The following is a 12,302-nucleotide window of genomic DNA, read 5'->3' on the forward strand; positions in this document are numbered from 1 at the left end:
GCTGCTGTTATTCGGCCTTGCTGAGCAGAGCGTAGTAGAAACCGTCGCCGCCACCGTTATGGGGTAACAGTTGCATTCCAGCAACTTGTTTTTCACCCCAGGACTTACCGTGCAGCAGTTGCGGAGTATTGTCGCTCGCATCGTCGGTCTCCGCAACGAAGGCGGCGACAACTTCACTATTTTCGGCCGGTAACACTGAACAGGTGGCGTATAGCAGACTGCCACCGGGTTTGAGCAGTGCCCAGGTGGCGCGCAGAATTTCCGCCTGCAGCCTGGCCAACTCGGCGATATCCTCGGCACGGCGCAGCAGTTTGATATCCGGGTTGCGGCGAATCACCCCGGTGGCAGAGCAGGGTGCATCGAGCAGAATACGGTCGTACTGCTGTCCATCCCACCAGGTATCCGGCGCAGCCGCATCGGCGCAAATTAACTGTGCGGAGAGGCCGCAACGTTCGAGGTTTTCCTGCACCCGATCGAGTCGCTCCTCCTCGATATCCAGGGCACTCAATTCTATAGCGGGCTGCTGCTCCAATAGATGGCAGCTTTTGCCTCCCGGCGCGGCACAGGCATCCAGCACCCGCTCGCCTTCACAGGGTGCCAGCAGTTGCGCTGCCAGCTGGGCGGATTCATCTTGCACACTCACCAAGCCCTCGGCAAAACCGGGCAGAATTCCCACAGGTACTGCTTCGAGCAGGGTGATGCCAACCGGAGAGAGGGTACAGGCCTCGGCGGACAGGCCGGTCTCGTCGAGCTGCTGCAGGTAATCCTCGCGGGAAATGCGCGCGCTGTTGACCCTCAAGGTCATGGGGGGATTGGTATTGTTAGCGCGAAAAATCTCCGACGCTTGCACTGGCCAGGCGGCTTTGATCGCCTGTTGCATCCAGGCGGGGTGCATAGAGCTGAACTGGGGGTTGCCGGACAATTTTCGCTGCAAACGCTCGCGTTCGCGTAAAGCGTTGCGCAGTACGCCGTTGATCAGGCCAGTGGCGCGATCCAACTTGAGACTGCGGGCGGCATTGACCGTGGCAGAGATAGCAGCGTGATCGGGGATGCGGGTGTATTCCAGTTGATACAGGCCCAGCAGGATCAGTGCGCTCACCAGGCTATCGCTGGGGGTTTTGCGCAGTAGCTTGGTAGCGATCAGTTGCAGGCGCGGGGCGGTGCGGGCACTGCCGTAGCACAGCTCGCGGAGCAGGGCGCGGTCGCGCTCCTCAACCTTGTCTTCGGCTTTAGGTAGCAGGCGTGCCAGTGAACCTTGCGCTTCCAGCAGTGCGGCTACTACTCGGGCTGCTTCGGCGCGTACATCTCTATTCATAGTGATCCCAATTGTGTGCCGGGAGTGAATAGCGCCCGGTAGCCTTTCAAAATTTCCGCTGCGGGCAGCGCTTTTTTACCGGGTAGCTGAAGTACTTGCAGACGCAGGGCTTCGCGACCACAGGCCACCAGAATACCTTCGTCATCGCTGGCTAGAATGGTACCGGGCGTATCGCTGTGGCAGCCGCGTTCCAGGCTGGCGCTGTAGATACGCAGGCGTTGCTCGCCTTTACTTTCGCTATAGGTAGTCCAACACACCGGGAAGGGATTGAAGGCGCGGATCTGGCGCTGCAGTTCTTGCGCCGGGCGCTGCCAGTCGATGCGCGCTTCCTCTTTGCTGATTTTATTAGCGTAATTGGCTGTAGCATCATCTTGAGCCACCGGCTTGGCGACGCCTGAGGCTAGCTGCGCTAGGGCTTCAATCAGAGCCGGGCCACCGAGTTCGGCGAGCTTGTCGTGCAGGCTGCCTCCCGTATCTTTCTCAGTAATGTCACAGCGGCGCTCCACCAGTACCGGACCCGTATCAAGCCCGGCTTCCATTTGCATGATTGCCACACCGCTGTGGCTGTCTCCCGCCTCGACGGCGCGCTGAATGGGAGCGGCGCCGCGCCAGCGCGGTAGCAGGGAGGCGTGTACGTTGATACAGCCCAGTCGCGGGGTGTCCAGCACTGCTTGCGGCAGGATCAGTCCATAGGCCACCACCACCATGATATCGGCGCCGAGTGCCGCCAGCTCTTCCTGAGCTGCCTGGTCGCGCAGGCTCTGAGGTTGATAAACGGGGATATCGTGGGAGAGGGCCAGCTGCTTGACCGGGCTGGCCAGTAGTTTCTTACCGCGCCCCGCCGGCCTGTCCGGTTGGGTGTAAACGGCGATGACAGTGTGGTCGCTGTCGAGCAGCGCCTGCAGGTGCACGGCGGCAAAGTCCGGCGTGCCGGCAAAAATGATATTCACTGGCGGATTCTCAGATCGAGGGGTGGAGATGGCGCCGGGCCAGCCGGCGGCCAGTTCTTATAGATCAGGCGCGTCGGCGCTGGGACTTTTCCAGCTTGGAGCGAATGCGGTTGCGCTTGAGTGGGGAGATGTAATCCACGAACAGTTTGCCATCCAGGTGGTCAACTTCGTGCTGGATACACACCGCCAGCAACCCCTCTGCCTCTATGGCAAAAGGTTCGCCGTTGCGATCCAGCGCCTTGACTCGCACCCTGCGCGGGCGTTCTACCGTCTCGTAGAAACCGGGTACCGACAGGCAACCCTCGTCGTACTGGTGGATCTCCGGGTCCAGTACTTCGATCTCCGGGTTGATAAATCCGTACGGCTCGCTGCTGTCTTCGGAAATATCCACCACTACGATGCGCTCGTGCACATTGACCTGGGTGGCGGCGAGGCCTATGCCAGGTGCGGCGTACATGGTTTCGAACATGTCGTCCAGCAGTTGACGGTGCGCGTCGGTAACTTCTGCGACGGGTTTGGCGATCTCACGCAGGCGCGGATCGGGAAATTCCAGTATCTCGAGTTTAGCCATAACACCTGTGACAAACTTCTAGTATTCGTTGAACGTGCGCTGATAACATTATGATCGCGCTCAATATTTACCGAGTGGACCCCGATTTTCGCTGGCGCCTTGCGCCCGGGGCCGGCCACACTTCCTGTAGGAAGGGTGGTTCGGCGCTGAGAATTATAGCGATAAAGAGCATAGGAATGCTTCCATGAAAAAAATAATCCTGGCCGCCGTCTCGATGTTGGCGGTCGCCCTTGGCACCCAAGCGCAGGATCAGGTGCGCCTGAACCCCAGCCATCCGGATGCCTATGTTGTGCAAAAGGGCGATACCCTCTGGGATATCTCCAGTGAATTTCTGGTACAGCCCTGGTATTGGCCGGAGATCTGGCAAGTAAACCCCCAGGTTGAAAACCCTCACTTGATTTACCCCGGCGACAGCCTGCGCCTGGTGTATGTGGATGGCCAGCCGCAACTGCAGCTGCAGCGCGGCCCGAGAGCTTATCAATTGTCTCCCGGTGTTAATGGTAACCGCTTAACGCCGCAGATCCGTCGCGAAGCCGTGGAGGATGCGATTCCGGCGATTCCCCTCGATGCCATCAATGCCTTCCTCTCGCGCACCCGTATCGTCGAGCCCAATGCCTTCGAGGGTACGCCCTATATTGTGTCCGGTTCCGATAACCACATTTTGATGGGTGCCGGCGATACCATCTACGCACGCGGTGATTTTGAAGTGCCCCTGGCCTCCTACGGTCTCTACCGCCCGGGCCCGGTGTATGTGGACCCCGTCAGCAATGAGACTCTAGGACGCCAGGCTCTTGGGATAGGTGAAGTGGATTTGCTACAGCTGGACCCGGATAACCGCCCTGGATTCTCCGTCGCCACCCTGGGCGTGGCCAGCACCGCCCGCGAGATCCGTCTCGAGGATCATTTGATGCCAGTGGAAGAGCGTTCTATCGATGCACTCTTTCACCCCAGTGCCCCGGCCGTGACAGTGAATGGCTTGATTGTTGGTGTCGATGAGGGGGTGACTCAGATTGGTAAATTCGACGTAGTTATCCTCAATCTGGGTGAGCGCGATGGCATAGTGCCTGGCAATGTGATGGCAGTTTATAAGCGCGGTTCTGTAGTGCGCGATCGTATCGCCGGAGACAGCGTGAAGCTGCCCGATGAGCGCGCAGGTGAGATGATGGTTTTCCGCACTTTTGAAAAGATGAGCCTGGCGCTTATTCTCGAAGCTGATCGCCCCTTGGCGGTGATGGACTCGGTGCGCAATCCCTAAATAAGCATAGAAATCGAGCGGCGCCTCTTGCTGTTTGGAGCGCCGCAAATCTGAATACAACCTCTCCTGTAAAACAGACAAAAATAGTGAGCCCGCATGGATGCGTTGACCGCCAGCATGGCCCTGCTGCGTTTAGAGGGCCTGGGGCCCGCCCGCTACTGGCAGCTGCTAGAGCACTTTGGCAGCCCCGATCGGGCCTTACTGCAATTCCCCCCAACTTTGTTGAGCAAACTACCGCCGCGGGCCCAATCCCAGTGGCGTGATTGTTGTCGTCTTGGCCTGCAGAGCGAATTGTTGGAGTGGGTGGCAGCCGAGCGCGCCCGCTGTGCACAAATCGGCGTGCAGCTGCTGTACCACGGTGATGCAGGTTTCCCGAATTTGCTCGCAGAGATCTCGCGACCACCGCCAATACTCTATGTGCGGGGCGAAGCTGCTGCTCTCACCTTGCCCCAAATCGCTATTGTTGGTGCGCGTCGCGCCACGACTTCTGGCCTGGATAATGCTCGCAGTTTTGCCATGGAGCTCGCCGGATCCGGTTTTGCCATCACTTCGGGGCTAGCACTGGGGGTAGATGCAGCCGCGCACCAGGGTGCTTTGCGGGGACAGGGAGCCACGATTGCGGTGCTGGGCAGCGGTGTCGACTCCGTCTATCCGCGTCAGAACCGCGCCTTGGCGGAAGAAATCCTGAGCGCGGGTGGCGCCATTGTCAGTGAACTGCCACTCGGCAGTAGCGCTGAGGCGAAAAACTTCCCGCGTCGCAACCGGATTATCAGTGGGCTCTCTATGGGAGTGCTGCTAGTGGAGGCTGCGATGCGATCGGGGTCGCTAATCACTGCGCGGCTGGCGTTGGAGCAAAATCGAGAGGTTTTCGCTATCCCCGGCTCCATCCACAACCCGATGGCCAGGGGCTGTCACCACCTGATTCGCGAGGGGGCAACATTGGTGGAGACCAGCGCAGATATCGCCGGGCAGCTGGGGGGGCTGTTAGCGGAGCCTGCGGATAGTGAGCCCCTAAGCAATACCCCGCTGGATAATCAGCAGCTGTCAGTGTTATTAGCCCTGCAGGGAGGGCCTCGCAGTATCGAGCAGTTGGCTGTGGATACTGGGGAGCCGGCGGGTGAACTGATGGCGCTGCTATTGCAAATGGAGTTGCTAGAGCTATTGGAGCAGCTGCCCGGTGGTTATCAATTGACGGCTCAGGGAGCAGCCTGCTGTCTCCAGAAAGAAGGCGTGGCCACCTGAATCCTCCCCTGAAGGACCAGCCGCCGAGCGATTCGCGAAGTCAAAGCGCTGCGTTAATACTCTGTGGACTCGAACACAGGAGGCAAGTCATGGCGAATAATTCCAAGCTCACCACGGATGCTGGCGCACCCATCGCGGATAACCAAAACAGCCTTAGCGCCGGACCACGTGGCCCCCTATTGATGCAGGATTATCAACTGCTGGAGAAGCTCGCTCATCAAAACCGTGAGCGGATTCCCGAACGCACGGTACATGCCAAGGGCTGGGGAGCTTACGGTACTCTGCGGATTAGCGGAGATATTGCCAAGTACACCTGCGCCAAGGTATTGCAGCCCGGTGCTGAAACACCAATGATAGCCCGCTTTTCCACTGTAGCCGGAGAGTTGGGGGCGGCGGATGCCGAGCGCGATGTGCGCGGCTTTGCCCTCAAGTTTTATACAGAAGACGGCAACTGGGATCTGGTGGGCAATAACACCCCGGTCTTCTTCGTACGCGACCCCTATAAGTTTCCCGATTTTATCCACACGCAAAAACGTCATCCCCGCACGCACTTACGCTCCCCTACAGCCATGTGGGATTTTTGGTCGCTATCTCCAGAGAGCCTGCACCAAGTTACGATCCTGTTTTCAGATCGCGGCCTGCCAATTTCACCTATGCATATGAATGGTTACGGCTCCCACACCTACTCTCTGTGGAACAGTGCCGGCGAGCGCTTCTGGGTGAAGTTCCATTTCAAGACATGCCAGGGGCACAAATTTCATACCGATGCCGAAGCGGAGTCAGTGATTGGCCGCACTCGCGAGAGTTATCAGGAAGCCCTGTTTGGTGCGATTGAGAAGGGTGACTATCCCAAGTGGAGTCTACAGCTACAAGTAATGCCCGAGGCCGATGCTGCCAAGACAAATTACAACCCTTTCGATCTCACCAAAGTGTGGCCACATAGGGATTACCCGCTGATTGAGATTGGCGAAATGGAGTTGAATCGCAACCCCGATGATTATTTTGCCGAACTGGAACAGGCAGCATTCTCTCCCTCAAACGTAGTACCGGGCATTAGTTTCTCCCCAGATAAAATGCTACAGGCGCGAGTGTTTTCCTATGCCGATGCCCATCGCCACCGTTTGGGTACTCACTATGAGAGTCTTCCGGTAAATGCACCCCAATGCCCAGTGCATAACTACTATCGAGACGGGGAGATGAATACCAGCGGGATTCGCACAGGCAATCCCGATGCCTATTACGACCCCAACAGTTTCAACGGCCCGCAGCAAGACCCCAGTGCCAAGGAGCCGCCACTAAAGCTTTCCGGTGCTGCCGATCGCTACGATCATCGCGAGGGCAACGATGATTACGGCCAAGTGCGGACGCTTTTCAATCTCTTCGATGACGCCGAAAAACAGAGACTCTTTGGCAATATTGCCAGAGCCATGGCCGGAGTTCCGGATGAGATAGTACAGCGACAATTGGTACTTTTTTCCCAGGTCGACTCTAGTTATGCTGAGGGCGTAGAGTTATCTTTAGGAAAAAAATAAAAATACTTTCTATTTCGTAAAGCTTTAATTACCTGACAATTATGGTAAAAATGTATTTCTTACTTTTTAAAAAAAAGAAGATAAGCTTATGGATTGGATGATAAAAAAAATAACTGCCCTCTCATTTTTCACTGTTTGGCTGTCAGCTTGTTCAGTTCAACCATCTATTGTCGATTTGTTACCACCTTCAGAGTTTTCTAAAAAGCAGCTTTTATCTGGTTCTATTTTAATTGGAGAGCCTGTAAAAATTAATGATCTGCCAGAAGTTGATATTTTGGCAATAAATTCCGAAATGGAAATGTTTTTAGATGAAATAAAAGGTAAAGACGATACTGATCGGTTAAATAATTTTTTGCTAAAGTTACAGGAGGTTGATTTCTCTCTCTTTTATGAGGCTAATGCCACTTTAAGTGCTTCTGAAGTGTTTTTAGAAAAGAGGGGTAACTGTATGGCCTTTAGTGCTTTTATGGTTGCCATGGTTAGGGAGCTCGGAATAGAAATAAACTTTAATCAGGTATTTATTCCAGAAACTCGATACTTGGAGGATCAGCAGACCTATGTTTATCAACACATCAATACTATTTCAGACCTAGGAAGTAAAAAACAGATTTTGGATTTTAATTTTATTGACTACGAATCAGATTATCATGGGGAGGTGTTAGATGACTCGGAAGCATTTTCTAAATTCTATAGTAATTTATCAGTAGACTTCCTTTCAGATAGGAACTTCAAACAGGCCTTTCTCTATATTCGTAAGGCATTATTATTGTCGCCTGATTCCTCAAATCTATGGAGTAATCTAGGTGCAATTTATCGATCTGCAGGCTATCGAAATCTGGCGATCAACACTTACAAAGTCTCTCTAGAGCTGGATAGCCATAATATGGTTGCACTGAATAATATGGAAAGGGCGCTCAGGGAGAGGGGAGATTTGGAGTCCGCTCAGATTCTCTCTAAACAGTTACAAAGTTACCGTGAACAAAACCCTTATTACTGGTATGCCAGTGCTCAGGCAGCTTACTCGAAAAAAGATTACGTCTCGGCAATCCGAAACATTAAGAATGCAATTTCACTAGAAAAAAACGATCATCGCTTTCATTACCTTCTGGGGCTTGCGCGATTCAAGTTTGGGAGTCGAGGTTATCGTAAGAATTTTCAGCAGGCATTAATTCTGTCAGACACAAGGTATGATCAAACACATTATAAGAAAAAATTTGATGCTCTGGGAATAGAGAATATTGAGCCAGTAACTCGTAATAAAGAATATAGACGCCCATTCTCTCGATGGGCTTGGTGGTATCAAGATACTTAAATTAAGACGCCATATTACAAGACAAGATATGAAGCTATTTGTACCATAAGCACAAAGTTGCCTCTGTTTTGAAATGCTGAAGGCAACACCTTGTGCACGGCTGCGCAATCCGCTAGATTTTGGCGCTTGTCCCCACTTTGACAGTTGAGAGAGTTGAAATGAGCAAGCCTTTTGTAGCGATCCTGTTGGGGGCCAGCCCCGATCTGCCAGTTATGAAAGCCGCCTTCGGTGTACTGGAGAAGTTAGACATCCAGCAGTGCGAAGCGAAGTAGCAGCGATACTGTCATGAGGTACTCTCCGCTTGCTGTACAGAAGGCTGCCCGTGCTCTTGCGGCGGGTGGTGTTATCGCGCACCCTACCGAGTCCGTGTGGGGCCTCGCCTGTGATCCAAATAATCTGCAGGCCGTAAGGCGCCTGCTGCGACTGAAGAACCGCCCACTGGAAAAGGGTCTGATCCTGGTTTCCGGTGAGGAGGAAAGTTTTAGTCAGCTGCTCGACCCACTCAGCGCTGAGCAGCGCGAAAAGATGCGGGAAACCTGGCCCGGACCCGTGACCTGGCTGGTGCCCCATCGCGACCGCATACCCTATTGGGTCTGTGGTGCCCATCCCGCAGTGGCCCTGCGTCATACCGAACACTCTTTCACCGCTGCGTTAACAAGGGCTTTTGGCGGTGCTATCGTATCCACTTCTGCCAATCCGGCGGGGTGTCAACCTGCCCGACACAAGTACCAGGTACTTCGCTATTTTGGTGATGCCCTCGACTTTGTCGGCGGTGGTTCCACCGGGGGCCGAAATTCCCCCAGTGAGATTCGCGACCTGCTCAGCGGAGAGCAGTTGCGGGCGGGCGGATGAATTCTTTAAAACGAGTTAGTGTTTCCCAATGAGTGATATTGATACCAAGGAAGTAAAGGGCTACCTGCTGGATCTACAGGATCGAATCTGCAGCGCGCTGGGTAGCGAGGACGGCCTGGAGTTTCACGAAGACGCCTGGGAGAGGCCCGGCGGCGGGGGCGGTAGAACCCGTGTGCTGGAAGAGGGAAATTTAATCGAGAAAGGTGGGGTCAATTTCTCGCACGTCTATGGTGACGGCCTGCCGCCCTCTGCTACGGCTAGCCGCCCAGAGTTGGCTGGCTGCTCTTTCGAAGCGATGGGGGTTTCTTTGGTGATCCACCCGCGCAACCCCTATGTACCCACAAGTCACGCCAACGTGCGCCTGTTCGTGGCCAAAAAGCCTGGCGCCGAGCCGATCTGGTGGTTTGGGGGAGGCTATGACCTCACTCCTTACTACGGTTTCGAAGAGGATGTGGTGCATTGGCACAATACTGCAAAGAGCGCCTGTGCGCCATTTGGTGAAGAGATCTATCCGCGCTTCAAGCAGTGGTGTGACAAGTATTTTTACCTGAAGCATCGCGATGAGGCCCGCGGAGTAGGCGGCCTTTTCTTCGATGATTTTAACGAAGGTGGTTTTGAAAACGCCTTTGCCCTAACTCGCGCCGTGGGTGACAGTTATTTGGATGCTTACCTGCCCATTATTCAAAAGCGCAAGGATACGTCTTACGGCGAACGCGAGCGGGATTTCCAGCTTTACCGCCGCGGCCGTTATGTGGAATTTAACCTGGTATTCGATCGCGGCACCTTGTTTGGCCTGCAAAGCGGTGGGCGCACCGAATCTATCCTTATGTCATTGCCCTCGCTGGTGAGTTGGAAATACGACTGGCACCCAGAAGCAGGTTCGGCGGAGGAAAAACTCTACACGGATTTTCTGCCGCATAGGGACTGGGTATAACCCCAGATCAGGCACTACGGAGGTTCGCTGTGCAACAAACGCGATTGGAAGCCATCAACTCGCTATTTTTGGATTACAGGCGTCACTTTGAGACCGGGGATGCGGAACAAATAGCGGACTATTACCGCTTTCCCCTGCATTATTACCGTGAAGATGGCAACAAACTGGCGGTAGATCGCGGCGCCTTCGTGCAGCAGGTTGAGAAGCTGCTCAACGCTTATAAGCGCCTGGAGGTATGCCAGATACTCGGCACTGTCACTGAAATCATCGAATTGAATGATTACAGCAGCTTGGCCAGTGTACGCTGGACCCTGTTACATCACAGAGAAGAGGACGATAAGACCCTCGAACTCTACAGTTCACACACACGTTACCTGCTCACAGATACCGAGCAGGGCCTTAAAGTTGACGCTTTAGTACTCGTCGATGAAAGTGCCAAGATCCGCGAGGCGGTCAGGGCGCGCAAGAGGGCCCAGTCGTGAGTGACCACTATGCAGTGATAGGCAATCCCGTCGACCACTCCCTGTCTCCACAAATTCACACCGCCTTTGCCGCCCAGACCGGCGAGGACCTGGTATACGAAAAGCTACTTGCCCCTCTCGATAGTTTTACTGAGTCGGTACAAACCTTTTTTGCCGAGGGTGGGCGCGGCCTCAATGTGACAGTGCCATTTAAGATTGAAGCTTGCGAGCTGGCTGATGCGCTTACTGAGCGCGCGGCCGCTGCCGGTGCGGTGAACACCCTGGTATACGGAGAGAGTGGAAATCTGCTGGGCGACAATACCGATGGCGCCGGCTTGGTTTCAGATATCCGCAACAATCTGGGTTGGACAATTCAGGATAAGCGGGTGTTACTTCTGGGGGCCGGTGGCGCCGCCCGCGGAGCCCTATTGCCGCTGCTGGCTGAGCATCCCTCACAGCTACATATCGCTAACCGCACCGCCGCTAAAGCCTGTCAGTTGGCAGATGAGTTTTCCCACTATGGGGCTATGACTGCAGGCGGACTGGATCAGCTGTGTGGAGGTTTTGATCTGGTTATCAATGCCAGTTCGGCGAGCCTGGGTAACCAGTTGCCCCCCCTGCCTGAACACCTTTTTACAAGCACTGGTCGGGCCTATGACATGGTCTACGGTGCAAAGCCGACGCCTTTTGTACACTGGGCCCATGAACTGGGGGTTGAAGCAGCCGATGGTCTCGGCATGCTGGTGGGACAGGCCGCGGAAGCCTTCTGTTTATGGCGCGGGGTGAAGCCCCGTGTTGAGCCGGTGTTGGCGCAGTTGCGGCGAACACTAACAGCCTGATTAATTCGGCTGAAGTTATAACAACAAAAATTAAGAGGATGCTGGCTGTGCGCGAGTGGTTGCGTAATCTCTCTATGTGCTTTGCGGTGGGTTGTTTCGGCGGCCTTTGTTATGCCCTGGGTCTGTGGGCTATGGGCAGCTACGGATTTACCCGCTGGTTGGGGGTAGACTTGGCACCGCACCTCAGTAACGCTTATCTATACCAGCGTATCGTTTGGGGCGGGCTCTGCGGTCTGTTGTTCTTGCTCCCCTTGCGCAATGCTTGGCTATTGCGCGGTGCTTTATTATCACTGCTACCTGCCGCATTCCTGCTGTTCTACCTCCTGCCCCAGCGAGGCTATGACTATGGCGCTTTTGTGTTGGGAACTATGACTCCGCTAGTGATCGTTCTCGCCTGTGCTATTGGCGGTATTGCCGCATCCGCGCTGCTGCGACTACAGGGTAAGTAAAGTAACTGAGGCCAGTTAGGCACCGCCGCAAGTGACTGCGGCGGCTGCTCCAATCAGGCCTCAAACTCAATTTCGATAAGGCTACAGCTCTGGGTGTGGCCCATAGCTCTCTTGATAGTGGGATATACAGAGGCGGTGGCGACGCTGACGCCCAGCTCGATTCGCTGTTTTTTATCCAGCTGCTCAGAGATCCGCTGGTCCAACAACGGATCAATATTTTTGTAACTGGCCAGCGCGGTGGCAAAGTCAAAAATATCCTTGAGAGGCTCCGGTAAATTACTGCCGCCCTGAATGCAGGCCTTCACCAATTGCGGAGCGACATTGGCTTCCAACGCCATGCGCACATTCAATTGCAGGCAGGCACCGCAGTCCGCCACCTGCATGGCGGCCAGTTTGCTCACCCAAAAAACCTCCAGCGGTAAGAATTCCCGGTGCATCGACAGGGGCTGGAACTGTACAAATTTTTCAAAGCCCTCTGGAGACGAGCGTAAAAACTCTTTTAGATACTCCATGTCGTAGCGATATTTCTTGGAGAAGGCATCCATTTCTTGCAGCTGCTGCTGTTCTGTCATCTCTATGGCTCCTATTGC

General features: G+C 54.6%; 13 protein-coding genes. 9 read left to right on the top strand and 4 right to left on the bottom strand.

Going from position 1 to position 12,302, the window contains the following annotated elements; all coding sequences use genetic code 11:
* Window positions 1-7 precede the first annotated feature (7 nt).
* The 3 genes from rsmB to def form a co-directional block, all read right to left on the bottom strand.
* Window positions 8-1,315, bottom strand: a complete 1,308-nt coding sequence (rsmB, locus tag ACJJIO_RS09980) for a 16S rRNA (cytosine(967)-C(5))-methyltransferase RsmB (protein WP_444910894.1) — start codon at window positions 1,313-1,315, stop codon at window positions 8-10.
* Entirely contained in the window at window positions 1,312-2,265 is a 954-nt protein-coding gene (gene fmt / locus ACJJIO_RS09985) for a methionyl-tRNA formyltransferase (RefSeq protein WP_444910895.1), read from the bottom strand. Before fmt ends, rsmB begins: the two co-directional genes overlap by 4 nt.
* Window positions 2,266-2,329: 64 nt before the next feature.
* A complete protein-coding gene (def, locus tag ACJJIO_RS09990) occupies window positions 2,330-2,836 on the bottom strand; it encodes a peptide deformylase (RefSeq protein WP_444883275.1) in 507 nt (168 codons plus the stop codon).
* Between the two features lie 184 nt (window positions 2,837-3,020).
* Between def and ACJJIO_RS09995 the strand changes: the two genes are divergently transcribed.
* The 9 genes from ACJJIO_RS09995 to ACJJIO_RS10035 all read left to right on the top strand — a co-directional run bounded on the left by ACJJIO_RS09995 (window position 3,021) and on the right by ACJJIO_RS10035 (window position 11,712).
* Entirely contained in the window at window positions 3,021-4,091 is a 1,071-nt protein-coding gene (locus ACJJIO_RS09995) for a LysM peptidoglycan-binding domain-containing protein (RefSeq protein ID WP_444910896.1), read from the top strand.
* 96 nt (window positions 4,092-4,187) lie between these two features.
* The gene (dprA, locus tag ACJJIO_RS10000) at window positions 4,188-5,333 is read left to right on the top strand and encodes a DNA-processing protein DprA (RefSeq protein WP_444883277.1); all 1,146 of its coding nucleotides are present in this window, start codon (window positions 4,188-4,190) and stop codon (window positions 5,331-5,333) included.
* Between the two features lie 89 nt (window positions 5,334-5,422).
* On the top strand, window positions 5,423-6,865 hold the full coding sequence (locus ACJJIO_RS10005) for a catalase (protein ID WP_444910897.1): 1,443 nt from the start codon (window positions 5,423-5,425) through the stop codon (window positions 6,863-6,865).
* Window positions 6,866-6,953: 88 nt separating this feature from the next.
* Window positions 6,954-8,177: a transglutaminase domain-containing protein gene (locus ACJJIO_RS10010; RefSeq protein WP_444910898.1), complete on the top strand. Its 1,224-nt coding sequence runs from the start codon at window positions 6,954-6,956 to the stop codon at window positions 8,175-8,177.
* A 285-nt stretch (window positions 8,178-8,462) separates the two neighbouring features.
* Window positions 8,463-9,029, top strand: coding sequence for an L-threonylcarbamoyladenylate synthase type 1 TsaC (gene tsaC, locus ACJJIO_RS10015; protein WP_444899411.1), 567 nt, complete (start codon window positions 8,463-8,465; stop codon window positions 9,027-9,029).
* Between the two features lie 28 nt (window positions 9,030-9,057).
* Window positions 9,058-9,963: an oxygen-dependent coproporphyrinogen oxidase gene (gene hemF / locus ACJJIO_RS10020; RefSeq protein ID WP_444883280.1), complete on the top strand. Its 906-nt coding sequence runs from the start codon at window positions 9,058-9,060 to the stop codon at window positions 9,961-9,963.
* A gap of 29 nt (window positions 9,964-9,992) precedes the next feature.
* Window positions 9,993-10,445 (top strand): DUF6841 family protein, encoded by a 453-nt coding sequence (locus ACJJIO_RS10025; protein WP_444888969.1) that lies wholly within the window; start codon window positions 9,993-9,995, stop codon window positions 10,443-10,445.
* Window positions 10,442-11,263: a shikimate dehydrogenase gene (gene aroE / locus ACJJIO_RS10030; protein ID WP_444910899.1), complete on the top strand. Its 822-nt coding sequence runs from the start codon at window positions 10,442-10,444 to the stop codon at window positions 11,261-11,263. The genes ACJJIO_RS10025 and aroE overlap by 4 nt, the downstream gene beginning before the upstream one ends.
* 38 nt (window positions 11,264-11,301) lie before the next feature.
* The gene (locus tag ACJJIO_RS10035) at window positions 11,302-11,712 is read left to right on the top strand and encodes a hypothetical protein (protein WP_444883282.1); all 411 of its coding nucleotides are present in this window, start codon (window positions 11,302-11,304) and stop codon (window positions 11,710-11,712) included.
* Between the two features lie 53 nt (window positions 11,713-11,765).
* Here the strand turns inward: ACJJIO_RS10035 and ACJJIO_RS10040 are convergent, their stop codons facing one another.
* Window positions 11,766-12,284 carry a hypothetical protein gene (locus ACJJIO_RS10040; RefSeq protein WP_252083995.1) on the bottom strand — a complete coding sequence of 173 codons (519 nt, stop codon included), beginning with the start codon at window positions 12,282-12,284 and terminating at the stop codon, window positions 11,766-11,768.
* Between the last annotated feature and the right edge of the window lie 18 nt (window positions 12,285-12,302).

The organism is Microbulbifer mixtoriginis (SeqCode) (assembly GCF_052467235.1).